Below are 26513 nucleotides of genomic sequence, written 5' to 3'. Positions count from 1 at the left end.
TCATTCACTGCGCCGGGCCGGGGACGCGCGGGGCGTCCATGCGGGCAAGGATGTCGCGGCTGATCGGGCAGCCGGCATTGGGATCGGGGCCGAAGGTCACCTGCGCCTCCTCCCAGACGGCATCGAGCGCGGCCAGGTCCTCGGGGTCGTCGTCGGGGACGGCGGCCAGTTCCTCGGGCAGCTCGGCCGGCTCGGTCACCACCAGCGCCACCAGCGCGCTGAGCACGCCGGCATAGGCCGTCTCGCGCCGCGTCAGCCGCTCGGCCAGCGCGACCAGGATATGGGAGGCATCGGCCAGCAGCGCCTCGGCCTCCGGCAAGGGCCGGGTCGAGAGATATTCCAGCAGCACCGGCAGGTGATCGGGCAGTTCCGACCCGACCAGATCGAAGCCGCCGGCGCGATAGGTCTCCAACAGGTCCACCATGGCGCCGCCGCGGTCGCGGCTTTCGCCATGCACATGTTCGAACAGGTTCAACGACAGGCTGCGCGAGCGGTCGAACAGCAGCACATAGCGTTCCTGAAGGTCGTAGAGGTCGCCCTGCCGCAATTCATGCAGCAGGCGGCGGATTTCCTCCATGCGCTTGGGGCCGAACAGCCCCTCGGCTTGCAGGACCGCCTCGATCTCGGGCAGCGCGGCAATCAGTTCCTCGCTGGGATAGCTGAGCAGCGCGGACAGGGCCTTGAAGCTTTTCATGCGATGAACTCCTGCGGGCTGCGGAACTTCTTGCCGCCGAACAGCGAGGGGCTGTCGCCCGACGAACAGCCATGCCCGTCGGTAAAGCCGCAGCCGCCGCGCAGGTCGTAGGCATCCTCGACGATCTCGCGATGCGTGGTCGGGATGACGAAGCGGTCCTCGTAATTGGCGATGGCGAGCAGGTGATACATCTCGTCGATCTGCTGCGGCGTCAGGCCGACGCGCTTGGCGACGCCGAGGTTCACCACCCCGTCCAGCGTCTTGGAGCGCATGTAGCTGCGCATGGCCAGCATCCGCTCCAGCGCGGCGGCGACCGGGGCCTCGTCGCCCGCAGTCAGCATGTTCGCCAGATAGCGCAGCGGGATGCGCAGGCTGCGCACGTCGGGCATGTCGTCCTGGGCGGCGATCTTGCCCGCCTCGGCGGCGTTCTGGATCGGCGACAGCGGCGGCACATACCAGACCATCGGCAGGGTGCGATATTCCGGATGCAGCGGGAAGGCGATCTTCCATTCCATCGCCATCTTCCAGATCGGCGAGTTCTGCGCGCCGCGGATCCAGTCCTCGGGTACGCCCTCGGCGCGGGCGGCGGCGATCACCTCGGGATCGTTGGGGTCCAGGAAGACGCCGAGCTGCGCGTCGTAGAGGTCCATTTCGGACTCGGCGCTCGCCGCCTCGGCGATCTTGTCGGCGTCGTAAAGCATCACCCCCAGATAGCGGATGCGGCCGACGCAGGTTTCCGAGCAGACCGTGGGCTGGCCCGATTCAAGCCGCGGATAGCACAGGATGCATTTTTCCGACTTCCCGGTGGACCAGTTGTAATAGATCTTCTTGTAGGGGCAGCCCGAGACGCACATCCGCCAACCCCGGCACTTGTCCTGGTCGATCAGCACCACGCCGTCCTCCTCGCGCTTGTAGATCGCGCCCGAGGGGCAGGAGGCGACGCAGGCCGGGTTGAGGCAATGCTCGCACAGCCTGGGCAGATACATCATGAAGGTGTTTTCATATTCGCCGTAGATGTCCTTCTGGATGCCCTCGAAGTTATAGTCCTTGCTGCGTTTCTCGAACTCGCCGCCCAGGATCTCCTCCCAGTTCGGGCCCCATTCGATCTTTTCCATCCGCTCGCCCGAGATCTTGGAGCGCGGCCGGGCGGTCGGGAAAGCCTGCATCTCGGGCGCCGATTTCAGGTGGTCGTAGTCGAAATCGAAGGGCTCGTAGAAATCGTCGATCTCGGGCAGGTCGGGATTGGCGAAGATATTCGCCAGGATCCGCCACTTGCCGCCCTGCTTGGGTTGCAGATGCCCCGAGCGGGTCCGCACCCAGCCGCCGTTCCAGCGCCTCTGGTTTTCCCAGTCCTTGGGATAGCCGATGCCGGGCTTGGTCTCGACATTGTTGAACCAGGCGTATTCGACACCCTCGCGCGAGGTCCAGACGTTCTTGCAGGTCACCGAGCAGGTATGGCAGCCGATGCACTTGTCCAGGTTCAGCACCATGCCGATTTGCGCACGCACTTTCATTCCGCTGCCTCCATCTTTTGGGTTGCGGCCCCCGTTTCCAGGGGTTGGTCGAGCCAGTCGACCTTGTTCATCTTGCGGACGATGACGAATTCGTCCCGGTTCGCGCCCACGGTGCCGTAATAGTTGAAGCCATAGGCCAGCTGGGCATAGCCGCCGATCATGTGGGTGGGCTTCGGCACGATCCGCGTCACCGAGTTGTGGATGCCGCCGCGCAGGCCGGTGATCTGGCTGCCGGGCGTGTTCACGATCTTTTCCTGGGCGTGATACATGAACATGCTGCCTTCCTTCATGCGCTGGCTGACCACCGCGCGGGCGGTGATGACGCCATTGCTGTTGAAGACCTCGACCCAGTCATTATCGACCAGCCCGGCTTTCTTCGCGTCGATCTCGGATATCCAGACCACCGGGCCGCCGCGGTTCAGCGTCAGCATCAGCAGGTTGTCCGTATAGGTGGAATGGATGCCCCATTTCTGGTGCGGGGTCAGGAAGTTCAGCACCACATGCTTTTCGCCGGCCCCGAGCGATTTCCGCGCATCCGCGCCGATGGTCTTCAGATCGACCGGCGGCCGCCATGTCACCAGGCTTTCGCCAAAGGCGCGCATCCATTCATGGTCCTGGTAAAGCTGCTGGCGCCCCGAGACGGTGCGCCACGGGATCAGCTCATGCACGTTGGTCCAGCCGGCATTGTAGCAGACCTCCTCGCTTTCGATGCCCGACCAGGTGGGCGACGAGATGATCTTCCTGGGCTGGGCGGCGATGTCGCGGAAGCGGATCTTCTCGTCCTCCTTGACCTCGGCCAGATGCTTGTGGTCGCGGCCCGTCGCCTTGGACAGCGCCTGCCAGGCCTTGACCGCCACCTCGCCATTGGTCTCGGGGGCCAGCATCAGCACCACCTCGGCGGCATCGATCGCCGTCTCGATCCGGGCCATGCCGCGGGTCGCGCCCTCCTCGGTCACGCGACCGTTCAGCGCCTGCAAGTGATGCACCTCGTCCTTGGTGTCCCAGGAGATGCCCTTGCCGCCATTGCCCAGCTTTTCCATCAGCGGCCCCAGCGCGGTGAAGCGCTTGTAGAGGTTCGGGTAATCCCGCGTCACCTCGATATAGGCCGGCGCGGTCTTGCCGGGGATCAACTCGCATTCGCCGCGCTTCCAGTCCTGCACGAAGGGCTGGGCGATCTCGCCGGCGCTGTCGTGCTGCAAGGGCAGCTGCACCACGTCGGTCTCGACCCCCAGGATCTCGGGCGCGACCTCGGAGAACTTGCGGGCGATGGACTTGAAGATCTCCCAGTCGGAACGCGATTCATAGGCCGGGTCCACCGCCGCTTGCAGCGGGTGGATGAACGGATGCATGTCCGAGGTGTTCATGTCGTCCTTTTCGTACCAGCTGGCGGTCGGCAGGACGATGTCGGCATAGACGGCGGTGGTGGACATGCGGAAGTCGATGGTGACCAGCAGGTCCAGCTTGCCCTCGGGCGCCTGGTCGTGCCAGGCGGCCTCGACCGGCTTCTGGCGACCCTCCTGGCCCAGATCCTTGCCCTGCACGCCGTGATCGGTGCCGAGCAGGTGCTTGAGGAAATATTCATGCCCCTTGCCCGAGGAGCCAAGCAGGTTCGAGCGCCAGACGAACAGGTTCCTCGGCCAGTTCTCGGGCGCGTCCGGGTCCTCGCAGGACATCTGCAAGGCGCCGGATTTCAGCCGTTCGGCCACGTAATCCTTGACCGGCACGCCGGCCTCTTTGGCCGCCCGGCCGACCTCCAGCGGGTTCGTGCGCAGCTGCGGGGCCGAGGGCAGCCAGCCCATCCGCTCGGCGCGGATGTTGTAGTCGATCAGGCTGAGCCGGTTCCAGTCGCCCTCGGGTGCGGTGGGCGACAGGATCTCCTGCGCGCTCACCGTCTCGTAGCGCCATTGGTCGGTATGGGCATACCAGGCCGAGGTCGAGTTCATGTGGCGCGGCGGGCGTGCCCAGTCCAGCGCGAAGGCCAGCGCCGTCCAGCCGGTCTGCGGGCGCAGCTTTTCCTGGCCGACGTAATGCGCCCAGCCGCCGCCCGACTGGCCGACGCAGCCGCACATCACCAGCATGTTGATGACGGCGCGATAGTTCATGTCCATGTGGAACCAATGGTTCATCGCCGCACCGATGATGACCATGCTGCGCCCGTTGGTCTTTTCGGCATTGGCGGCGAATTCGCGCGCCACCTGGATGATCTTGTCGCGGCGCACGCCGGTGATCCGTTCCGCCCAGGCCGGGGTGAAGGGCACATCGGCGTCATAGTCGCGGGCGACGTTCTCGCCGCCCAGGCCCCGGTCCAGGCTGTAATTGGCGCAGAACAGGTCGAAGACCGTGGCGACCAGCGCCTGTTCGCCATTGGCGAGGGTCAGGCGCTTGACCGGCACGTTGCGGGTCAGCACCGCGCCGCGGTCGTCCACCGCGAAGCCGTTGGTCGCGGCACCGCCGAAATAGGGGAAATCGACGCCGACCACGTCGTCGCGATCCTCGTCGAGGACCAGGCTCATCTTCAGCCGGACCTCGTCCTCGCCGGCCTTCTGCTCCAGGTTCCAGCGCCCCTCCTCGCCCCAGCGGAAGCCCACGGAACCGTTCGGCACCACGATGCGGCCCGTGGTCTCGTCGATGGCGACCGTCTTCCATTCCGGGTTGTTCGCCTGCCCCAGCGCGCCGTCGAAATCGCTGGCGCGCAACTGGCGGCCGGGGATGAGGCGGCCGTCGCGCTCGTCCAGCCTGACCAGCATCGGCATGTCGGAATAGCGGCGGCAGTAATCCTCGAAATACTCGGCCTGCCGGTCCAGGTGGAACTCGCGCAGGATGACATGGCCAAAGGCCATGCCGAGCGCGGCGTCGGTGCCCTGCTTGGCGTTCAGCCAGATGTCGCCGAACTTCGCCGCCTCGGAATAGTCGGGGCAGATCACCGCCGATTTGGTGCCGCGATAGCGCGCCTCGGTATAGAAATGCGCATCCGGCGTGCGGGTCTGCGGCACGTTCGAGCCCCAGAGCAGCAGGTAGCCCGCATTATACCAATCGGCCGATTCCGGCACGTCGGTCTGTTCGCCCCAGGTCTGCGGGCTGGCGGGCGGCAGGTCGCAATACCAGTCATAGAAGGACATGCAGGTCCCGCCCAGCAGCGACAGGTAGCGCGTACCGGCGGCATAGGAGACCATCGACATGGCCGGGATCGGCGAGAAGCCGAAGACCCGGTCGGGACCGTATTTGCGGGCCGTATAGGCGTTGGCGGCGGCGACGATCTCGGTCGCTTCGTCCCAGGTCGCGCGCACGAAGCCGCCCTTGCCGCGGATGCGGGTATAGCTTTCGCGGGCCTGCGGGTCGTTCTGGATCGCGGTCCAGGCCTGGATGGGCGTCAGGGTCTTGCGCTTCTCGCGCCAGAGCTTCATCAGCCGGCCGCGGATCAGCGGCGTCTTCACCCGGTTCGCGCTGTAGAGATACCAGCTGTAGGAGGCGCCGCGCGCGCAGCCCCGCGGCTCGTGGTTCGGCAGGTCAGGCCGGGTGCGGGGATAGTCGGTCTGCTGCGTCTCCCAGGTGACGATGCCGGATTTGACATAGATCTTCCAGGAACAGGAGCCGGTGCAGTTCACCCCATGGGTGGAACGAACGATCTTGTCGTGGCGCCAGCGCGAGCGATAGGTCTCCTCCCAGTCGCGGTTCTCGGTCGTGGTCTGGCCATGCCCTTCCGCAAACACGTCCTTGCGGGCGGGTTTCAGGAAGTTCAGGCGGTCCAGCAGATGGCTCATGGCTGTCTCCTATGTCAGGCGGGGGTGGCGGCGCCGGCAGGGGCGCGGCCGCGTTCGATGTCGTGCAACAGGCCGCCCGGCCGGGTGTAGAACACCCAGGTCACGGCAAGGCAGAGCACGTAGAAGCCGAGGAAGGCCCAGAGCGCGCCGAGCGCCGATCCGGTCAGGGCGATCGAGCTGCCATAGGCCTTGGGGATGAAGAAGCCGCCATAGGCGCCGATCGCGCTGGTGAAGGCGATGATCGCGGCGGATTCGCGGTCCGACTGGCGGCGGCCATCCTCGGGCGAAAGCTGCGGCTCCAGCCGGGCGACTTCCTTGCGCATGATCACCGGGATCATCTGGAAGGTCGAGGAATTGCCGACCCCGGTAAAGAAGAACAGCGCCATGAAGCCCGCGAAGAAGCCCCAGAAGGACAGCGCCTGAAGCGAGACGATCACCAGCGCGACCGAGGCGATCATGCCGGCAAAGACCCAGAAGGTCACCCGCCCGCCGCCGACCCGATCCGAAAGCCAGCCGGTGCCCGCGCGGCTGAGCGCGCCGACCAGCGGGCCGAGGAAGACGAATTGCAGTGCGTTCACCTCGGGGAAGGCCAGGCCGATCAGCAGCGGGAAGCCCGCCGAATAGCCGATGAAGCTGCCGAAGGTGCCGATATAGAGCAGGCACATCACCCAGTTGTGCTTGCGGGTGAAGATCACCGCCTGCTCGCGGAAGCTGGCGCGGGCATCGGTGATGTCGTTCATGCCCAGCCAGGCCGCGATGGTCGAGGCGATGATGAAGGGCACCCAGATGAAGCCCGCGTTCTGCATCCACAGCCGGCCGCCGTCCGAAAGCTCCTGCGGGGCGCCGCCCATGGCGCCGAAGATGCCGGCGGTGATGGCGATGGGCACCAGGAACTGCATCAGCGATACGCCCAGGTTGCCCAGGCCGGCGTTCAGCCCCAGGGCGTTGCCCTTTTCGGCCTTGGGAAAGAAGAAGCTGATATTGGCCATGGATGAGGCGAAGTTCGCCCCCCCGAGCCCGCATAGCAGCGCCAGCACCACGAAGATCAGATAGGGCGTCGAGGGATCCTGCACCGCATAGCCGATGCCCATGGCCGGGATCAGCAGCGAGGCGGTCGACAGCGTCGTCCACAGCCGCCCGCCAAAGATCGGCACCATGAAGCTGTAGAAGATGCGCAGCGTGGCGCCGGACAGCGCCGGCAGCGCCGCCAGCCAGAACAGCTGGTCCTGGCCGAAGTCGAAGCCGATCAGCGGCAGCTTGGCCACCACCACCGACCAGACCATCCAGACCGCGAAGGCAAGCGTCAGCGCCGGGATCGAGATCCACAGGTTGCGCCTGGCGATCCGGCGGCCCTGCTCGGCCCAGAAGGTCGGGTTCTCGGGGCGCCAGTCGTCCAGCACGCGCGGCATCACCGTGCGCTCGGGGTCATGCACCTCGGCCAGTTCGGGAAAGTTCGGCAGCCGGTCCAGGGCCCGGCCCTGCGCGCGGCGCTCCATGGCGCGGATCGACAGGTGCATCCAGGCCATCGAGACGACGACCACCAGGAACAGCAGCGCAAAGCTGGAGGTCCAGATCCCCGTCAGGTCCAGAAGCGCGCCGAAGACGATGGGCAGGATGAAGCCGCCCAGGCCGCCGATCATGCCCACGAGGCCGCCGACCGCCCCGACATGGTTCGGGTAATAGACCGGGATATGCTTGAAGATCGCGGCCTTGCCCAGGCTCATGAAGAAGCCCAGCGCGAACAGCGTCACCACGAAGGGCCAGAGCCCCATCTCGGTCGAGAACGAGATCAGCCCGTCCTTGCCGCGAATGGTGTAATCGGTCGGCGGATAGGACAGCATGAACAGGAACAGGGCGCTGAAGCCGAAGGTCCAGTACATCACCGTGCGCGCGCCGAAGCGGTCCGACAGGATGCCGCCATAGGCGCGAAAGATGCTGGCCGACAGGCTGAAGGCCGCCGCCGCCATGCCGGCGACCCGCAGATCGACGCCGTAAACCTGCGTCAGGTAATGCGGCAGCCACAGCGCCAGGGCGACGAAGCCGCCGAAGACGAAGAAATAGTAAAGCGCGAAGCGCCAGACCTGGAGCTTCTTCAGCGGCGCAAATTGCTCGGCCAAGCTGGGCGCGGCAATGCCCTGGGCGCGGCGGGCCTCGAAATCGGGATCGTCGCGGGCGACCAGCAGAAAGATCACGCCCATCAGCGCGATGCCCACCGCCCAGATCTGCGCCACGGCCTGCCAGCCCCAGGCGACCAGGATGAAGGGCGCGATGAACTTGGTCACCGCGGCGCCCACGTTGCCCATGCCGAAGATGCCCAGCGCGGTGCCCTGGCGCTGGGCCGGGAACCATTTCGAGACATAGGCGACGCCGATGATGAAGGAGCCGCCCGCCAGGCCGACGCCCAGCGCCGCCAGCAGAAAGCCGAGATAGCTGTCGGCCCAGGTCAGTGCCCAGGTGGCAAGGCCGGTGAACAGCATTTGCAGCGAGAACACCAGCCGCCCGCCATAGCGTTCGGTCCAGACGCCCAGGATGATCCGGACCAGAGATCCGGTCAGGATGGGCGTGGCGATTAGCACGCCATATTCGAACTCGGTCAGGCCGAGCTCTTCCTTGATGGTGATGCCGATGATGGAAAAGATCGTCCAGACGGCGAAGCACAGCGTGAAGGCGGTGGTGCTGAGCCACAGCGCCTTTTGCTGCTGCGTCGGGGGAAAGGAACTTGGGTCCGGCATGGCGGATGCTCCGATTGGGACTTTCGCGCGCGGTTTCTGGCGCTCACCCATCACGCCCCCGGGCGGCAAGGTTTGATCTGAATCAACTTCCTGCCCCTGCACCGGGGAAACCGACCGGATTTGGCTTCTGCGCCTTCCAGCCCGGTAAATGTTCAAACCTCCTTGCAGCACATGACGCTTGATTTAATGACAAATGTGCCTCCTTTGATTGACAAATATCAACATTCATGCAACGTTGGCGGCGATTCCACCAGCCATCTCAGGACAGCCGACATGCGCGACGAAGACCGCAACGACATTCGCAAACTGTCGCTGTTTTCCAACATGACCAGCCCGGCTTTCGACGCGCTGATGCATGCCGCCTATGATCAGGTGTTTCCCGCGCAGCTGGAGCTGATCCGGCAGGGAGAGGCGGCGAATTTCCTGCATGTCGTGCTGGAAGGCGCTGTCGAGCTTTACGCCCATTGGCAGAACCGCGACACCACCATGGCCGTGGTCCAGCCGGTCGCCACCTTCATCCTGGCCGCCTGCATGCGCGATGCGCCCTATCTGATGTCGGCGCGCACCTTGCAGCGGTCGCGGATCGTGCTGATCCCGGCGGTGGACGTGCGCGCCGCCTTTGCCCGCGATCCCGGCTTCGCCCTCGCCGCCGTGCAAGAGCTTTCCGAGGGCTATCGCAACCTCGTACGCCATGCCAAGAACCTCAAGCTGCGCAATGCCCGCGAAAGGCTGGGGGCCTATCTGTGGCAAAGATCGCTCGATGCCGGCGGCGCGAAGGGCTTCGTGCTGCCGCAGGAAAAGCGGCTGCTGGCCTCTTATCTGGGGATGACGCCGGAAAGCCTGTCGCGCGCCTTCAAGGCGCTGCGCGAGCATGGCGTGCATATCGACGGCATGCGCGTCACCATCACCGACGCGGCCGCGCTCAAGGCGCTGGTGCAGCCCAACACCCTGCTGGACACGGCGCTGAACATTCCCTGAGGGACCGGGATTCGACCGCAAGCGGCGGAGTGCGGCGGTCGTCGGCCGCTCCTAGATATGATAGCAGGAATGACGCAGCAGAAAGGTTCCTGCCATGGACCATGCCCCGATCCCGACCGAAAGCGATCCCCGCTGGCAGCAGGTGCTGGCCCGCGACGCGGCGGCAGATAGCAGCTTCGTCTATGCCGTGCGCACCACCGGGGTCTATTGCCGGCCCTCCTGCCCGTCGCGGCGGGCCAAGCCGCAGAACGTGACCCTCTACGCCTCGCCCGATCAGGCCGAGGCGGCGGGCTTTCGTCCCTGTCGGCGCTGCAATCCCCGCGGCGCCTCGGTGGCCGAGGCCAATGCCGCGCTGGTCGCCGCGGCCTGCCGGCTGATCGAGGCTTCAGACACGCCGCCCGGACTCGATGCGCTGGCCGAGGCGGCGGGACTGAGCCCGTTCCATTTTCACCGCCAGTTCAAGGCCGTCACCGGGCTGACGCCGCGCGCCTATGCCGCCGCGCATCGCGCCGGACGGCTGCGCGCCCAGCTGGCCAATGGCGCCAGCGTCACCGGCGCGATCTATGAGGCGGGCTTCAACTCGAACAGCCGTTTCTATGAAAGCGCCGATGGAATGCTGGGCATGACGCCCTCGGCCTGGCGCAAGGGCGGTGCGGGGGCCGAGATCCGCTTTGCGCTGGGGCAATGCGCGCTTGGGGCGATCCTGGTCGCGCAAAGCCAGCGCGGCATCTGCGCCATTGCGCTTGGCGACGACCCCGAGGCGCTGTTGCGCGATTTCCAGGACCGCTTTCCGGCGGCGACGCTGATCGGCGGCGACGCGGCATTCGAGGCGCTGGTCGCGCGCGTCGTCGGCTTCATCGAGGCGCCGGGCATCGGGCTGGACCTGCCGCTGGACATTCGCGGCACCGCCTTCCAGCAGCGGGTCTGGCAGGCCTTGCGCCAGATCCCGCCCGGCACCACCGCCAGCTATGCCGATATCGCCCGCCGCATCGGCGAGCCGCAAGCCAGCCGCGCCGTGGCGCAAGCCTGCGCCGCGAACCCGATCGCCGTCGCCATCCCCTGCCACCGCGTCGTACGCAGCGACGGCGCGCTGTCCGGCTATCGCTGGGGCGTGGCGCGCAAGCGCGCCCTGCTCGACCGCGAGGGGGCCGCATAGGCGACGTATTGCCGAGCGTTTCTCTTGGGTATATATCCGCCCGCGATGCTGGCTGCCGGAAAGACCTGCCATGTTCCCGATCAGACCCTATCGCAGCACAGGAATCCTCGGTTCGGCCTCGGGGGTGGCGGCGGCCGCGCTCAAGGCCCGCGCCGCGGAATGGGAGATCGACCTGATCGAGACCCCCGACAGCCTGGCGCTGCATCTTTGGGGCTGCGAGCTGGCGCTGATCCGCGACGGCGCCTCGGCCCGGCTTGAACTCAGCGCGCCCGAGCGGCGGCTGATCGGCAATTTGCAGGACACCGCCACCACGCTGTTCGAGGAACAGGGCCTGGGCATCCGCTGGGACAATGTCGACGAGGGCGCGCTGGCCCCCGGCCTGTCGCTGATGCGGGTGGTCGGGGTCGCGGCGCGCACGCCCGGCTTCCTGCGCGTCCGCGTCGCGGGCGAGGATGCCGCCCGCTTCGGCGAGGGTTCGCTGCATTTCCGCCTGCTGCTGCCGCCGGCCGGGCGCAGGCCGCATTGGCCGCGCATCGCCGCCAGCGGCCGCACCGTCTGGCCCGACGGGCCGGATGCGCCGCATCGCGCCGTCTATACCGTGGCCGCGCAGGACGGGGACTGGGTCGATTTCGACATCTTCCGCCATGCGGACAGCCCGACCTGCGACTGGGCGGATCGCGCCCGGCCCGGCGATCCGGTCGGGCTGATCGGCCCCGGCGGCGGCGGTTGCCCCGAGGCCGGCCGGCTGTGGCTCTTTGGGGACGAAACCGCCCTGCCCGCCATCGCGCGGATGCTGGATCAGGCGCGCGGCGAGGTGCAGGCCGTCCTGCGCGCCGCGCCCGAGGATCTGGCCGAACTGGCCCGCGACCCGCGCGTCAGCCGCTGCGACGACCTGCTGGCCGCGCTGGACGCCGCCGGCTTCGATGCGGCGCAGGACCGCCATGTCTGGTTCGCGGGCCCCGCGCATGAAGCCCGCGAGGCGCGGCGGCGGCTTGTCGCGCGCGGCCTTGCCCGCCGCGAGTTCACCGCCGCCGCCTATTGGGACTGAACCCTCAGGCCAGGATCCGCAGCCGCGGCAGCGAGGCCGCCGCCGCCCCCCAGGCAAGAAGCGCGCAAAGCGCGATCGCCGGCACCATGGTGGCCGCGGTATTGTCCAGGAGCGGCCCGGTCACGGCGATCATCAGCCCCCCGGTCAGCATCTGGATGGTGCCACCCAGCGACGAGGCGAGCCCGGCGATGTCGGGATGCGGGTCCAGCGACATGACCATGGCCGTCGGCATGACCAGCCCCAGACAGGCATTGGCCAGGAACAGCCCGGCGATCACCACCGGCAGGCCGTCGCAGCCAGACAGCACCACCAGCGACAGGGCCAGCGCCAGTCCGGCAAAGCCGGTGATGGCCAGCGAGATCACCCGCTCCATCCCGAAACGCTCCGCCAGCCGGCCGGCGAACTGCGAGGCCGAGAAGAAGCCGACGGCATTCACCGCGAAGGCCAGCGAGAACCCGGTCGGGCTGAGCCCGTATTGCCTTGTATAGACGAAGCTCGCCGCAGCCAGGAACACGAAGAAACTGGCCATGCCGAAGCCGCCGATCATGGTCAGGCCCAGAAAGCGGCGGTCGGCCAGCAGCCGCCGCATCCCCGCCGCCATGGCCGCCAGCCGCACGGGCCGGCGCCGCTCGGCCGGCAGGGTCTCGGGCAGCACGAACAGGATCAGCGCCAGGCTCAGCAATGCGGCGGCGGCGAGCACGGCAAAGATCTCGCGCCAGCCGCCCCAGGCCATCACCGCCGAGCCGGTCAGCGGCGCCAGCATCGGCGAGACCGAGATCACGATCATGATCGCCGCCATCATCTTCGCCGCCGCGGGGCCGGTCGCCATGTCGCGGATCACCGCGCGCGGCACCGCCATCAGCGTCGCGGCCCCCAGGCCCTGCACGGCGCGGGCGGCGATCAGCCAGCCGATGGTCGGCGCCAGGCTCGCCGCCACGGTGGCGACCAGAAAGATCGCCACGCCGATCACCAGCGGCTTCTTGCGCCCGACCGCATCCGCCATCGGGCCATAGATCATCTGCGCGAAGCCGAAGACGATGAAATACGAGGTCAGCGTCAGCGCCGCCCCCGCCTCGGTGGTGTGCAGATCGCTGGCCACCTGCGGCAGCGCCGGCAGATACATGTCGATCGCGAAGGGACCGACGGCGGAAAGCAGGCCAAGAAGCAGGGCCATGCGGAACAGGGGATCACGCATCGGAAAACCTGTGATATGTCAGATATAGGGAGTGCGGGCGCAGAATCGCGCCAAGGGTCGTTCGCCGCCGCCGGCCCTGACTGCCATACCGCAAGGACGGGCGCAACCCCGTCCGGCGGCGCGGCCGGGAATTGATAAATGTTCAGCCTGCCCGGAATCGGACTTCCCAAGCCCGGCGGCAGCCGTCAGGATGATGAGTGTTTTTCCCCCGGATTCTGAACGCGGAGCACGCGGATGAGGATCTATCACCTGATTTTCATGGCACAGATCGCCGGCTTGGTCGGACTGCTCAGTGCTGCCATCATGTATTGGTAAAAATTGCGGCCTCCGTCGCCATGGCTTGACAGGTGCGCCTGACATGCAACATTGGCGCCATGAACAAGGTGGCTGATTGGTTGTCCCAAAAGAGCCCGGTCAGTCGGAAAAACGCCGCCGAAACGGTGTTCGAGGATCTGCGAGGCGCAATATTGGCTGGCCGCTTGCCGGTCGGCATCCGGCTGCCCTCCGAGGCCAAGCTGGCCGAGCATTACGGCGTCAGCCGCCCGATCATCCGCGAAGCCATGCGCTCGCTGCAAACGCTGGGGCTGACGCGCAGCCGCAGCGGCAGCGGCAGCTTCGTGATCTCGGACCGGCAGGCGCCGGAACTGGCCTATGGCAATTATTCGGCGCGCGAGCTGATCGAGGCCCGCCCCTTCATCGAGATCCCCGCCTCCGGCTGGGCCGCCCTGCGCCGCAACGACGAGGACATGGCCCGGCTTCTGCAACTCTGCGACAGCATGGAGCGGCAGGAGGATGCGCTGAAATGGGTCCGGCTGGATTCGGACTTCCACTGCCTGATCGCCGAGGCCGCACGCAACCGGCTGTTCGCCCGCATCGTCACCGATTCCCGCGACGCGCTGATGCGGCAGTCGGAACTGGTGAACCTGATGGCGGATCGCCGCGTGACCTCGAATCACGAACACCGCCGCATCGCCGAGGCGATCGCCGCCGGTTCCGAGGCCGAGGCGCAGGCCGCGATGCGCGACCACCTGCACGAGGTCGAGCAGGCGATGACCTGGATCATCAGCCAGCACCCCGCCAATACCTGATCTTCCGATTCCGCGCCCGGCGCGGCAATGATCCTTCCGCTTTCGGCCCCTGCACGCAAGATCGCGCATGACGCAAGCGACAGGGTGGCTTGACCCCGGCGCCCGCCGTGGTTATCGCAAGCTGTCAGACAGATCGCGGCGAGACGGGCGTGCCCGGCCGGCCAAAGGTCTGCAAGGGAGGGATTGCTGAACCATGCGGCTCGTGTCGTGACCGGGACCGGACAGATTCCGCTGCTGGCGGTCCTTGCCACCGGCGGCACCATTGCCAGCAGCCGCGGCGCGGATGGCGCCGCCAGCCCCCGTCTGGGGGCCGAGGATCTTTTGGCGCTGCTGCCGCCCATGGAGGTCGCGCTGCGCCCGCGCGAGGTGCTGGCCAAGGATTCCGCCAGCCTGACCCTCGCCGACATGCAGCGCATCAGCGACGCGGTGGCGGCCGAACTGGCCGATCCCGGCATCGCCGGCATCGTCGCATTGCACGGCACCGATGCGATGGAGGAAACCGCGCTTCTGGTGCAATTGCAGCACGCGCCGCGCAAGCCGGTCGTGTTCACCGGGGCGCAATTCACCGCCGACCATCCGCATTCGGACGGGGGGCGCAACCTGGCCGATGCCGTCTGCGCGGCGCTGCGACAGCCGGGACAGGGCGGGGTGACGTTGGCTTTCGGCGGCCGGGTGCTGCCGGTCTGGGGGCTGTACAAGTTCACCTCGGACGCACCCGACGCCTTCCGCCGCGTGGCCGATGAAGGCGCGACCGTCAGCCGGCCCCTGCCCGCGCCGGTCGATGGCCTGCGTGTCGATATCGTCGCCACCCATCCCGGCAGCGACGGGTTGCATCTCGAGGCCAGCCTGACCGCCGGCGCCCGCGGCATCGTGATCTCGGCGCTGGGATCGGGCAATGCCACGCCCGAACTGGTCGCCGCCATCGCGCGCGCCCGGGCGCAGGGCGTGGTGGTGGTGGTCTCCAGCCGGGTGCCCGAGGGGCTGCTGTCTCCGATCTATGGCGGCGGCGGCGGCGGCCATGACATGCGGCGCGCGGGCGCCATCCATGCCCGACTGCTGCGGCCCGGGCAGGCGCGCATCCTGCTGGCGGCGATGCTGGCCAATGGCTGCTCCGCGGCCGAGATCGCCCGCGCCTTCGAAACCGCGCCCGAAACCGCATCAGCCTGAAATCGGCCACGCGGCCTTTCGTCAGAAGCGCGCCGGGCAGGTTCCGTTCACGACCGTATCGCCTGCGCCGCCGCGCCTTGCGCCAGGTTTGCGCGATGCCATCGCACGGCCGGCCCACGGCCGCATGGCCCTCACACGCGATTGACCGACGCCGACACGCCGGCCGGTCACGGTTCCATCCCGCGCAGGGAGGGAGCGGGCATCCGGAAGCCCCGGCGCTGCGGCAATATCGCGATTGACGAATCTTCAGCGGCAGAATAAGAACAAATCAGGAACATATTGACTGAACCATGTCCGCTCGCCCTTTCCCCTTCGGACTGGTGCCTTCCGGACGGGCGCCAGTCCCTGCGCTGCCGGATCCGGCGGCGGCGACCTTGTCCGAAGCCTTCGGCACCCGGTCCCTTGCGGGTGCGGCACCCGGCTTCGTGCGGGCGGCGCTGCCGCCGGGGCTGGTGCTCTGGGCGCAGGACCGGCTGAGCCGGGCCGAGTTCGGCGCCCCCTTCCTGCCCGGCATGGGCCGCGACCTGCTGCGGCTGGACCTGACGCGTCCCGCCGATGTGCTGGCCGCGCTGGAGGATGGGCTGCAAGGCCGCGCCCTCGCCGCCGTGGTGGGCGAGATCCATGGCCCCGCCCCGGCGCTGAGCTTCACCGCCAGCCGCCGGCTTGCGCTGCGGGCCGAGGCTTCGGGCCTGCCCTGCTGGCTGATCCGCCATGCCGCCCGGCCCGAAGCCAGCGCGGCGCGGATGCGCTGGCGGCTGACGCCGCTGCCCTCGGCTCTCGACCCGGACGATCCGCAGGCGCCGGGCGAGCCGCGCTGGCTGGCCGAACTGTTCCGGGCGCGCGGCCGCCCGCCCGCGACCTGGGTGGCGCGCCATGACCGGGCGGCGGATCGTCTCGATTTCTCTGCCCCGCCTCGCGATCGAGAGCTGGCAGAGCCGCATGGCACGCCGGGGCGACGCCTGGCCTGAGGATGTGCCGCTAGTCCTGGCCGCACCCGGCCCTCACGGACCCGTCATCCATGCCGCGAACCGCGCCGCCGAACTGGCCGGCGCCCGGATCGGCGCCCGCGCCGTGGACAGCCGCGCCATCTGTCCCGCCCTGCGCATCGAGCCGGCCGAGCCCGACCGCGACGCGGCAAGGCTGGCGCGGCTGGCCTTCTGGGCGCGGCGCTGGGGGCCCTTCAGCACAGCAGACGGCACGGAGGGCATCATTCTGGACACCACCGGCACCGCGCATCTGTTCGGCGGCGAGGCGGCGCTGCTGGCCGAAATCCAGGCCGGCTTCGCCCGCGCCGGGCTGACCGCGCGGCTGGCGCTGGCACCGACGCGCGGTGCGGCCTGGGCGCTGGCCCGCTTTGGCCCCGAGCGCGCAATCTGCACCGATCCCCTGCCGGCACTGGCGCCGCTGCCGGTGGCCGGGCTGCGGCTGTCGGGGGAAACCCTGCTGCTCTTGCGCCGGCTGGGGCTCAAGACCGTCGGCGACCTGGCCGTCCTTCCGCGCCTGTCGCTGATGCGCCGTTTCGCCCGGGCCGAGCCGCAGGACAACCCGCTGATCCGGCTCGACCAGGCGCTGGGGCGCGCGGCCGAACCGCTGGACGCACCCGAGCCCGCCCCGGAATTCGCCGCCGAGGCCCGGCTGGCCGAGCCGGTGATGGACCCCTCGGACTGGCTGCCCGGACTGCTGGACGCGCTTTGCGCCCAGATGGCGGCGGCGGATCGCGGCTGCCGTCGGCTGTGCCTGTCGGTGTTTCGCATGGATGGCGAGCGGCGCGACATCCGCGTCGCCATGGCCGCGCCGACGCGCGATCCCGGCCATCTGCTGCGCCTGTTCGACGGCCGGCTGGAGCGGCTGGACCCCGGCTATGGCTTTGACCTGATCCGCCTGGCGGCCGAGGCGGTCGAGCCGCTGGCCCAGGCCCAGCCCGGCCTCGACGGCGCGGCACCCCAGGGGCTGGCGCTGGCGCGGCTGGTGGACCGGCTGGCGGCGCGCTTCGGCGCGGCGGCGATCAGCCGCCCGCTGCCGCGGGAAAGCCATGTCCCCGAACGCGCCGAGACCCCCGGCCCGCCGCTGGCCGCCGCTCCCGCCCTGTCCGCGCGCCCCGACCGGCCGATCCGCCTGCTCACCCCGCCCGAGGAGATCCGCGTGCTCTACGCCATCCCCGAGGGGCCGCCGGCGCAATTCGTCTGGCGCCGCCAGACCCTGCGCGTCGCCCGCCATGCCGGACCCGAGCGCATCGCCCCGGAATGGTGGCACGACCGCCCCGGCACCCGGCTGCGCGACTATTTCCGCATCGAGGACGACAGCGGCCTGCGGCTGTGGATCTATCGCGAGGGGTTGGTCCATGACGGCCGCGGCGGCGCGCCGCGCTGGTTCCTGCACGGGATCTTCGCCTGATGCCCGACCATCATGCCCGCCCCGAGATCCCGCTGCCCGCGGTCGAGCATCCAAACCCGCCCGCGGATTATGTCGAGCTGGCGGTGACCAGCGCCTTCAGCTTCCTGCACGGCGCCTCGCATCCGCGCGAACTGGCGCTGGCGGCGCATCTTCTCGGCTATGACGCGCTGGGGATCGCCGACCTGAACAGCCTGGCCGGCGTGGTGCGGTTGCATGCCGCAGCGAAAAAGCTGCACCTGCGCCCGGTGATCGGGGCGCGGATCGTGCTGGCCTGCGGCACCGGCTTCCTGGCCTATCCGACCGACCGCGCCGCCTATGGCCGGCTCGCCTCGCTGATCACCAAGGGGCGGCGGCACGACCTGGACGGGAAATGGCAAAAGAAGGGCCGCTGCGACCTGAGCCTGGGCGACCTGGCCGCCCATGCGCAGGGAATGCGGCTGATCTGGTTGCCGGGCGACGACCTGTCGCCCCTGCCCGGCCTCTCCGCGCGCCTGCCGCAACTGTCGCATGTTGCGGCAAGCTGGCTTTATCGCGGCGACGACCGGGCGCGGATCAACCGGCTGGACCGGGCGGCGCGGGCGGCGGGGCTGTCGATCGTCGCGGTGAACGACGTGCATTACCACGCCCCCGACCGCCGCCCGCTTCAGGACGTGATGACCTGCATCCGCGAGGGCAGCACCATCGCCCGGGCCGGGCTGCTGCTGGCGCAAAATGCCGAGCGCCACCTGAAGCCGCCGGCCGAGATGGCGCGGCTGTTCGCCGGCTGGCCCCATGCCATCCGCGCCACGCGCGAGATTGCCGACAGCTGCCGCTTCTCGCTGGACGAGCTGCGATACGAATACCCCCGCGAAAGCGTGCCGCCCGGCCTGACCCCGCAGCAGCATCTGGAAAACCTGACCTGGCAGGGCGCGGCCTGGCGCTATCCCTCGGGCGTGCCCGAGAAGGTCCGCGCCACGCTGGTCAAGGAACTGGCGCTGATCCGCCGGAAGGAGATCGCGCAATATTTCCTGACCATCCACGACATCGTCCGCTATGCCGAAGACCAGGGCATCCTGAACCAGGGCCGCGGCTCGGCGGCGAATTCGGCGGTTTGCTACGTCCTCGGCATCACTCCGGTCGATCCCGCCAAGCACGAGCTGCTGTTCGAGCGCTTCATCAGCGAAAACCGCAAGGAGCCGCCCGATATCGACGTGGATTTCGAGCATGAGCGGCGCGAGGAGGTCATCCAGCACATCTATGACGCATATGGCCGCGAACGCGCCGGGCTCTGCGCCACGGTGATCCATTACCGTCCGCGCAGCGCCATCCGCGAGGTCGGCAAGGTCATGGGCCTGTCCGAGGACGTCACCTCGGCCCTGGCCGACACGGTCTGGGGCAGTTGGGGCAAGGACATGTCGGCGGCCTCGACCGACCAGGCGGGGCTGGACCTTGGCGACCCCTTGCTGCGGCGCACGGTCCGGCTGGCCGAGGAGATGATCGGCATGCCGCGCCACCTGTCGCAGCATGTCGGCGGCTTCGTGCTGACCGAGGGACCGCTGTCGGAAACCGTGCCCATCGGCAATGCCGCCATGCCGGAACGCAGCTTCATCGAATGGGACAAGGACGACATCGACGAATTGCGCATCCTCAAGGTCGATGTGCTGGCGCTGGGGATGCTGACCTGCATCCGCAAATGCTTCGAACTGGTCCGGGCGCATTACGGCAAGGCGCTGACGCTGTCGGATTTCGACCGGGACGACCCGGAAACCTACGCCATGCTGCAAAGAGGCGACAGCATCGGCACCTTCCAGGTCGAAAGCCGGGCGCAGATGGCCATGCTGCCGCGCCTGAAACCCAAGAAATTCTACGACCTGGTGATCCAGGTCGCCATCGTCCGCCCCGGCCCGATCCAGGGCAACATGGTCCATCCCTATCTGCGGCGTCGAAACAAGCAGGAAGCCGTGGAATATCCCGGTCCCAGGGATGGCGACCCGGACGAGTTGAAGAACATCCTGTTTCGCACCGAAGGCGTGCCGATCTTTCAGGAGCAGGCGATGAAGATCGCCATGGTCGCTGCCGAGTTCACCCCGGACGAGGTGGACGAGTTGCGCAAGGCCATGGCCACCTTCCGCTCGCGCGGGACGATCGGGCAATTGCAGGACAGGATGGTCGGCAAGATGGTCGAACGCGGCTACGACCGCGACTTCGCCGAACGGTGCTTCAACCAGATCAAGGGCTTCGGCGATTACGGTTTCCCCGAAAGCCATGCGGCGGCCTTCGCGCATCTCGCCTATGTCTCGGCCTGGCTGAAATGCCATCACCCGGCCGCCTTCGCGGCGGCGCTGCTGAACAGCCAGCCGATGGGCTTCTACGCCCCGGCCCAGATCGTGCGCGACGCGCGCGACCACGGCGTCACCGTGCTGCCGGCGGATGTGAACATCAGCGAATGGGACAACACGCTGGAGCCTTGCGACGGCACCTTCGCCCTGCGCCTCGGCCTGCGCCAGATCGACGGGCTGTCCGAGGCACTGGCCGAACGCATCAAGCAGGCGCGCCACGAAGCCTATGCCGACCTGGTCGACCTCAAGACCCGCGCCGGGCTCGATGCCCGGGCCATCCGGCTGATCGCGGCGGCCGATGCGCTGCGCTCGATGGGGCTGGACCGGCGGGCCGGGCTCTGGCAGGCGCGCGCCCTGCGCGACGCACCGGAACTGCCGCTGTTCGGGCGTCGGGACGAGGGGGGCGAGCCCGCCGTCACCCTGCCCGCCATGCCGCTGTGCGAACATGTCACCGCCGATTACCAGACCTTGCGCCTGTCGCTGAAGGCCCATCCCATGGCCTTTCTGCGCCGCAGCCTGACGGAGCAGGGCTATGTTCCGGCCGCCGGCCTGGCCCGGCTACCGAACCGCGCCAACCTGCGCATGGCCGGCATCGTGCTGGTCCGCCAGCGCCCCGGCAGCGCCAACGGCACCTGCTTCGTCACGTTGGAAGACGAGACCGGCGTGGCGAATCTGGTGGTCTGGAAAAAGATTTTCGCGCAATTCCGCAAGGTGGTGATGACCGCCCGTTTGCTGGAAGTGCATGGCCAGCTCCAGCGCGCCGAAGGCGTGACCCATATCGTCGCGCATTGGCTGGGCGACCGTTCCGACGCGCTGCTGCGCCTGGCCGGAGAGGCGCCGGCCACGCTGCCCCAGCCCCGGCCGAGCCATCCGCGCCAGGTGCGCATCCTGCCGAAATCGCGGGATTTTCACTAACCAACCGGAAACAGGCCGGCGCGCCCGATGGCGGCAGAAACAGACGGGGCCGCGCGGGTGCCCTATCCCGGAAGCGGCTTTGCCTGCGCGTGCAAGCGCAAACCCGGGCAGCCGCCCCGTCCGCGGACAAGGGTTTCCCGCGCGCGTACAAGCCGAAACCCCGGCAAAGCCCGCACCGGCTTTGGCCAGCGGACGCTTCCCCGCGCGCCGGGCCGGTCCATTGCCTCAGGCGGAGACGGCCTTGATCGGGGCGCATATGCGGAAACCGCGCCCCTTGCGGGACGCGGTTCCCAAGCCGTTCCGTCAGGGGCAGATCTTACTTGATCTTGCCTTCCTTGTATTCGACATGCTTGCGGACAACCGGGTCGTATTTGTTGACCGTCATCTTTTCGGTCATCGTGCGGGCGTTTTTCTTGGTGACATAGAAATGCCCGGTCCCGGCCGTCGAGTTCAGACGGATCTTGATCGTCGTCGGCTTCGCCATCTGTTTCGCTCCTACTGCGGGGCAAAACGCGTGCCGCGAACCCCGTGGAATTCTCTTGAAGCCCGCCTTTTAGCGGCAGAACGGACGGAGTCAACCGGGAATCAACGAAGAATCGACCTGGTCGCGGCGAAAGCGGTCCAAGCGTCAACCCCGCCTACAGCGACCCGCAGCGGATCGCCGGACAGCCTTTTTGCTGCCGCAACGGGGCGCCCGGATGTATCGCGCAACCGGCCTGCAAGCCGGAACCCCCTGGGCGATCTGCCTATGGGCCGATATCCGCAAACGACCTGTGATCCGATGGCCCGGCTTCTGACCTTGGCCATCATCCTCCACCACGCCCTCTACCGCATCAAGCGCCGCTGCGCCACATGCGACGGCCCGAGCGCCATCCGCTGCCCCTTGCAGCAGCCAGCAGCGGACCAAGGCGAAGGACGTTCCGGCCGAACCCGTCGCGCCCCGGCAGGCGGAGCCCGTCGCCGCGCCTCGCATGGCTGGACGCTCAGAGCCCCCAGGGCTAAGCATAGGCGCCCCGCCACGAACAGGAGCCGCCCCGCATGACCGACACCCTGCTGATGCTCGCCGCCGGCTTCCTGGGCGGGATGCTGAACGCCGTCGCCGGCGGCGGCACCTTCATCACCTTCCCCGCCCTCGTCGCCAGCGGCGTGCCGGTGGTCTCGGCCAATGCCACCAGCACGGTCGCCGCCCTGCCCGGCTATCTGTCCGCCGCGCTGGGGTTCCGCCACGAGATCGCGCAGATCCAGCGCGCGCTGGTGCTGCGGCTGACCTTCTGGACGCTGGCCGGCGGCATCGTCGGCTCCTGCCTGCTGCTGGTCTCGTCGAACCAGGCCTTCGCGGTGCTGGTACCCTTCCTGCTGCTGGCGGCGACCTCGGTCTTCATCTGGGGCGCCCGGGTGCGGGAATGGGCGGCGCAGCATCGCAACTCGGTCGCCCCCTTCGGCGCCGGGACCATGGTGCCGGTGGCGATCTATGGCGGCTATTTCAACGGCGGGCTGGGCATCGTGCTGCTGGCGCTGTTCGCGCTCTGGGGCATGACGCAGCTGAACCAGATGAACGGGCTGAAGAACTGGCTGTCCTTCGCGCTGTCGGTGATCTCCTTCGCGATCTTCGCGGCGGGCGGGCAGGTCGCCTGGTGGCCTGCGGCGCTGATGAGCCTTGGCACCGTGTTCGGCGGCTATCTGGGCGCGCCGGTGGCCCGGCGCATCCCGGTCCCGGCGCTGCGGGCATTGATCGCGGCCATCGGCTTTGGCATGACGGCGCTGTTCTTCTGGCGGCTCCTCTGACGCCAGCCCAACCCGAAAGGATTTACCATGTCCGAGATCAAGCGCATCGAGACCGGCCCCCGCATGAGCCAGGCGGTCGTCCATAACGGCAACGTCTATCTGGCCGGCCAGGTCGGCAAGCCGGGCGAATCGGTGACCGAGCAGACTCGCGAGGTGCTGGCCCAGATCGACCGGCTGCTGGCGGAATGCGGCTCGGACAAGACCCGCATCCTCTCGGCCCAGGTCTGGCTGGCTGACATGGCCGATTTCGCCGAGATGAACGCCGTCTGGGACGGCTGGGTCGCCCCCGGCCACGCCCCCGCCCGCGCCACCGGCGAATCGGCGCTGGCGACGCCCGACTACAAGGTCGAGATCATCGTGGTCGCGGCGCAGAACTGATCACCGCCATGACCGAACGCGCGGCGCGCAGGCCGGGAGCCTCGCCGCCGCGCCCCAGCCGCTCCATGGTCAGCACCATGGCGGCGCGCTGCGCCGCGCGTTCCTCGGGGTCCTCGACCAGCCGGTAGAGCGCCTGCGACATCGGCCCCGGCTGGCAGTTGCGGCCCAAATATTCCGGCACCGCGCGTGTCTCGCTGACCAGGTTGACCAGCGTCACCGTGTCGGTCCGAAGCAGCAACCCGATGATGAGCCGGCTGAGCGGCGCCACGTCATAGCCGATCACCATGGGCACGTCGTTCGCGGCCAGGTCCAGGCTGACCGTCCCCGAGGCCGCCAGCGCCAGGTCGGCGGCGGCAAAGGCGGCCCGCTTTTCCTCGGGCCGCTCGACCACCACCGGCGCTGTCGGCCAGCGCCGCGCCATGTCGCGCACCAACCCCGAGACGCCCCGCACGGTCGGGATCACCACGCGAATCTCGGGCACCCGGTCGCGCAGCCGGATCAACGCCTCGTCGAAGCGCGGACCCAGCCGGCCCACCTCGGTCCGGCGCGAGCCCGGCAGGCACAGCACCAGCGGCGCATCCGCCGCGATGCCGTGCGCGGCGCGAAAAGCCGCCGCCTCGGCCGCGCCCGCCACCGGCTCGGCGACGATGGGATGGCCGACGAAATCGCAGCTCATGCCGGCGGCCTGCATCAGCGGCGGCTCGAAGGGCAGAATCGCCAGCACATGATCGATCGCCTCGGCCATCTTCTTCGCCCGCCCCGGCCGCCAGGCCCAGACCGAGGGCGCGACATAATGGATGGTGCGCAGCTGCGGGTTCAGCGCCCGCGCCTGGCGCGCGACGCGCAGGCAGAAATCCGGGCTGTCGATGGTGATCAGCGCATCGGGCCGGGCCTCGGCAACGGCGCGGGCGGTCTCGGCGATCCGGGCCTTGAGCGCGCGATACTTCGGCAGCACCTCCCAGATGCCCATCAGGCTCAGTTCCTCCATGGGAAAGCGGCTTTCCAGCCCCTGCGCGGTCATGGCGGGCCCACCGACGCCCAGGAATTCGGCGCCCGGATCGAGGCTCTTCAGGCCATCCATCAGGGCGCCGCCCAGATTGTCACCCGAAGGCTCGCCCGCGATCAGGAAGAATTTCATCGCGCCGCTCCGCTTGCCATGCCCCGATACGGGTATTTGAACAACGAAGAAGCACCCCGGTCTTCTTCGTTGTTCAAATACCCACCTGCCGCTCGCGCGGCATCGTCACTTGAGTATTTGCGAAACGGTGAAGCAAGCTCTTTCGCCGTTTTCCAGATACCCGTTTAACCGCGCGCCCAGAGAAACAGCCCCGCCGCCTGGGCGCGGCGCATTGCCTCGGTGCGTTCCAGCAGGATGACGCTGCCCGCCTCCCAGGCGATGCCGGCCAGCCCGGCCTCGGCGGCCTGCGTCACGGTATCCGGGCCGATGGTCGGCAGGTCGATGCGGCGGTCCTGGCCGGGTTTCGGCGCCTTGTAGAGCACGCCGCCCGCCCCTTTGGGGTCGGGTTTCAGGCCGGCATGGAGGCGCGCGAACTCCAGCATGGCCTGGGTGCCCGGCAGCGCCTCGACGGCAAGGCAGAGCCCCTGCGCCACCACCGCGCCCTGGCCGATATCCAGCGCGCCGAGGCCGCGGACGATCTCGGCGGCGCGGGCGGCATCCTTCTGGTCACGCGGGCTCGGCTCGCCCGCAAGAACCCCCTCGCCCGGCACCAGATCCGGCAGGATCTGGTCAACGGAACAGATGGATATGCCGGCTTCCTCGAAGACGTCGAGGACCGCGCGCAGGGCCGCGTCATCGCCCGACTGCATCCCCATCAGGATGCGCGGCACGATGGTCAGGGTGCGCGCGTCGAAAAGCTCCGGCTCGATCTTCGGGCGGCGGATGGCGCCGGCGAAGACCGCCTGTGTCACGCCCTGGTCGGTCAATTCGTCCAGGAAGGGCACCAGCCGTTCCAGGCGGAAGGGTTTCGCCTCGACCTGCGGCTTCAGGTTGTCCAGCGCATAGACCAGCGGCTGGTCCAGCGCCGCGGCAATGGCGGGGGCAAGGCGGCCCTCGCCGGCGATCAGGGCGATGCGGCTCATGGATGCTGTCTCACGGATGCGGGGCCAGGAAGCTGCGGTCCGAGGGGCCGAGGATGAAGTCCAGCACCTCGCGCACCATCGGGCCGTTCTCGGCCTCGGCCAGATGCCGGGCGGTGTCGCGGAAGCTGCCTTGGCCCAGTTGCGCCAGCATGTCGCGCAGTGCGTGGATTTCCTCGCGCGAGGCGCCGCGGCGCTTCAGCCCCACCAGGTTCAGCCCGTCCAGATGGCCGCGCGGCCCCTGCACCAGGCCGAAGGGGATCACGTCCGCCGTCACCATGGTCACCGCGCCGATCATCGCGCCGCGGCCGATGCGCACGAACTGGTGCACGCCCGACAGGCCGCCGACGATCACGTCGTCCTCGAGCACGCAATGGCCGGCAACCGAGGCATTGTTGACCAGAATCACCCGGTTGCCGATCTGGCAGTCATGCGCGACATGGCTGCCGGCCATGAACAGCCCGTCATCGCCGATGCGGGTGACGCCGCCGCCGCCCTCGGTGCCGGGATTCATGGTGACATATTCGCGGATGCGGTTGCGGGCACCAATCTCCAGCCGGGTAAGCTCGCCGCGGAACTTCAGGTCCTGCGGCACCTCGCCCAGCGAGGCGAAGGGAAAGACCGTGGTGCCACCGCCGATCGTGGTCTCGCCCGCCACGACAACATGCGATTTCAGCACCACGTCGCGGCCCAGGACGACCTGGGGGCCGATGACGCAGAACGGGCCGATCTCGCATCCCTCGCCGATCTTCGCGGCGGGGTCCACGACGGCCGAGGGATGGATGCGGGTTTCAGCCATTGTCGCCACGGTTCAGCATGGCCATGACCTCGGCCTCGGCGGCGAGCTGGCCGTTGACGATGGCGCGGCCCTCGAATTTCCAGATCTTGCCGCCGCCGCGCAGGGTCTTCATGTGCAGTTCCAGCACGTCCCCCGGCACCACCTTCTGGCGGAAGCGGCATTTGTCGATGGACATGAAATAGGTGCCCATGCCCTTGCCGGCGAGATCCAGCGTGACGCCGACCAGCACCGCCGCCGACTGCGCCATGGCCTCGATGATCAGCACGCCGGGCATCACCGGCTCCTGCGGGAAATGCCCTTCGAAATGCGGCTCGTTCGCGGTCACGTTCTTGACGCCGACGCAGCTTTCGCCCGGCACGATGTCGCGGACCCGGTCCACCAAGAGGAAAGGATAGCGATGCGGCAGGATGCGCTTGATCATCCCCAGATCGACTTCGGTCGGCGGGATATAGGCGGTCTGGTCATCGTTCGGGGCGGCGGCCATGCGGTCCTCT

The 26513-nt window shown here is 68.3% G+C and carries 20 protein-coding genes; 10 read left to right on the top strand and 10 right to left on the bottom strand.

Annotated elements, in window-relative coordinates:
• Positions 1–4: 4 nt before the first annotated feature.
• Genes narJ through AQY21_RS10955 form a run of 4 tightly spaced genes read right to left on the bottom strand, consistent with a single transcriptional unit; the run spans position 5 to position 8701 of the window.
• Positions 5–694 carry a nitrate reductase molybdenum cofactor assembly chaperone gene (gene narJ / locus AQY21_RS10970; RefSeq protein WP_058097699.1) on the bottom strand — a complete coding sequence of 230 codons (690 nt, stop codon included), beginning with the start codon at positions 692–694 and terminating at the stop codon, positions 5–7.
• The gene (gene narH, locus AQY21_RS10965; RefSeq protein ID WP_058097698.1) at positions 691–2208 is read right to left on the bottom strand and encodes a nitrate reductase subunit beta; all 1518 of its coding nucleotides are present in this window, start codon (positions 2206–2208) and stop codon (positions 691–693) included. Before narH ends, narJ begins: the two co-directional genes overlap by 4 nt.
• Positions 2205–5969: a nitrate reductase subunit alpha gene (locus tag AQY21_RS10960; RefSeq protein ID WP_058097697.1), complete on the bottom strand. Its 3765-nt coding sequence runs from the start codon at positions 5967–5969 to the stop codon at positions 2205–2207. Before AQY21_RS10960 ends, narH begins: the two co-directional genes overlap by 4 nt.
• A 14-nt stretch (positions 5970–5983) precedes the next feature.
• Complete coding sequence (locus tag AQY21_RS10955; RefSeq protein WP_058097696.1) at positions 5984–8701, bottom strand: MFS transporter; 2718 nt, start codon at positions 8699–8701, stop codon at positions 5984–5986.
• Between the two features lie 273 nt (positions 8702–8974).
• Between AQY21_RS10955 and AQY21_RS10950 the strand changes: the two genes are divergently transcribed.
• The 3 genes from AQY21_RS10950 (at position 8975) to AQY21_RS10940 (ending at position 11883) form a co-directional block, all read left to right on the top strand.
• The gene (locus tag AQY21_RS10950; protein WP_058097695.1) at positions 8975–9679 is read left to right on the top strand and encodes a helix-turn-helix domain-containing protein; all 705 of its coding nucleotides are present in this window, start codon (positions 8975–8977) and stop codon (positions 9677–9679) included.
• Positions 9680–9773: 94 nt separating this feature from the next.
• Positions 9774–10835 carry a bifunctional DNA-binding transcriptional regulator/O6-methylguanine-DNA methyltransferase Ada gene (gene ada, locus AQY21_RS10945; RefSeq protein ID WP_058097694.1) on the top strand — a complete coding sequence of 354 codons (1062 nt, stop codon included), beginning with the start codon at positions 9774–9776 and terminating at the stop codon, positions 10833–10835.
• 70 nt (positions 10836–10905) lie between these two features.
• A complete protein-coding gene (locus tag AQY21_RS10940) occupies positions 10906–11883 on the top strand; it encodes a siderophore-interacting protein (RefSeq protein ID WP_058097693.1) in 978 nt (325 codons plus the stop codon).
• 4 nt (positions 11884–11887) lie between these two features.
• Here the strand turns inward: AQY21_RS10940 and AQY21_RS10935 are convergent, their stop codons facing one another.
• Positions 11888–13078, bottom strand: a complete 1191-nt coding sequence (locus AQY21_RS10935; protein WP_058097692.1) for a multidrug effflux MFS transporter — start codon at positions 13076–13078, stop codon at positions 11888–11890.
• Between the two features lie 383 nt (positions 13079–13461).
• On the opposite strand from AQY21_RS10935, the gene AQY21_RS10930 reads away from it, so the two are divergent.
• From AQY21_RS10930 to AQY21_RS10910, 5 genes are all read left to right on the top strand, one after another.
• On the top strand, positions 13462–14166 hold the full coding sequence (locus AQY21_RS10930; RefSeq protein ID WP_369807759.1) for a FadR/GntR family transcriptional regulator: 705 nt from the start codon (positions 13462–13464) through the stop codon (positions 14164–14166).
• 183 nt (positions 14167–14349) lie between these two features.
• Positions 14350–15333 carry an asparaginase gene (locus AQY21_RS10925; protein ID WP_152988197.1) on the top strand — a complete coding sequence of 328 codons (984 nt, stop codon included), beginning with the start codon at positions 14350–14352 and terminating at the stop codon, positions 15331–15333.
• A gap of 290 nt (positions 15334–15623) precedes the next feature.
• On the top strand, positions 15624–16301 hold the full coding sequence (locus AQY21_RS10920; protein WP_058097690.1) for an ImuA family protein: 678 nt from the start codon (positions 15624–15626) through the stop codon (positions 16299–16301).
• A complete protein-coding gene (locus AQY21_RS10915; protein ID WP_058097689.1) occupies positions 16207–17727 on the top strand; it encodes a DNA polymerase Y family protein in 1521 nt (506 codons plus the stop codon). Before AQY21_RS10920 ends, AQY21_RS10915 begins: the two co-directional genes overlap by 95 nt.
• Positions 17727–20960 (top strand): error-prone DNA polymerase, encoded by a 3234-nt coding sequence (locus AQY21_RS10910; protein WP_058097688.1) that lies wholly within the window; start codon positions 17727–17729, stop codon positions 20958–20960. Before AQY21_RS10915 ends, AQY21_RS10910 begins: the two co-directional genes overlap by 1 nt.
• A gap of 316 nt (positions 20961–21276) precedes the next feature.
• On the opposite strand, the gene rpmG is transcribed toward AQY21_RS10910, so the two are convergent.
• Positions 21277–21444: a 50S ribosomal protein L33 gene (gene rpmG, locus AQY21_RS10905; RefSeq protein WP_011750518.1), complete on the bottom strand. Its 168-nt coding sequence runs from the start codon at positions 21442–21444 to the stop codon at positions 21277–21279.
• A gap of 554 nt (positions 21445–21998) precedes the next feature.
• On the opposite strand from rpmG, the gene AQY21_RS10900 reads away from it, so the two are divergent.
• Positions 21999–22745 (top strand): sulfite exporter TauE/SafE family protein, encoded by a 747-nt coding sequence (locus tag AQY21_RS10900; protein ID WP_058097687.1) that lies wholly within the window; start codon positions 21999–22001, stop codon positions 22743–22745.
• A 27-nt stretch (positions 22746–22772) separates the two neighbouring features.
• Positions 22773–23123: a RidA family protein gene (locus tag AQY21_RS10895; protein ID WP_058097686.1), complete on the top strand. Its 351-nt coding sequence runs from the start codon at positions 22773–22775 to the stop codon at positions 23121–23123.
• On the opposite strand, the gene lpxB is transcribed toward AQY21_RS10895, so the two are convergent.
• The 4 genes from lpxB to fabZ all read right to left on the bottom strand — a co-directional run bounded on the left by lpxB (position 23098) and on the right by fabZ (position 26503).
• Positions 23098–24261: a lipid-A-disaccharide synthase gene (gene lpxB / locus AQY21_RS10890; protein WP_058097685.1), complete on the bottom strand. Its 1164-nt coding sequence runs from the start codon at positions 24259–24261 to the stop codon at positions 23098–23100. The two genes, AQY21_RS10895 and lpxB, sit on opposite strands and share 26 nt — an antisense overlap.
• Before the next feature lie 164 nt (positions 24262–24425).
• Positions 24426–25223, bottom strand: a complete 798-nt coding sequence (locus tag AQY21_RS10885) for an LpxI family protein (protein ID WP_058097684.1) — start codon at positions 25221–25223, stop codon at positions 24426–24428.
• Between the two features lie 10 nt (positions 25224–25233).
• Positions 25234–26019 (bottom strand): acyl-ACP--UDP-N-acetylglucosamine O-acyltransferase, encoded by a 786-nt coding sequence (lpxA, locus tag AQY21_RS10880; RefSeq protein ID WP_058097683.1) that lies wholly within the window; start codon positions 26017–26019, stop codon positions 25234–25236.
• Positions 26012–26503 (bottom strand): 3-hydroxyacyl-ACP dehydratase FabZ, encoded by a 492-nt coding sequence (fabZ, locus tag AQY21_RS10875; RefSeq protein WP_058097682.1) that lies wholly within the window; start codon positions 26501–26503, stop codon positions 26012–26014. The genes lpxA and fabZ overlap by 8 nt, the downstream gene beginning before the upstream one ends.
• Positions 26504–26513: the final 10 nt, after the last annotated feature.

Source organism: Paracoccus sp. MKU1 (assembly GCF_001447385.1).
In the GTDB taxonomy this organism is placed as follows: domain Bacteria; phylum Pseudomonadota; class Alphaproteobacteria; order Rhodobacterales; family Rhodobacteraceae; genus Paracoccus.
This window is presented reverse-complemented; position numbering and strand designations above follow the sequence as displayed.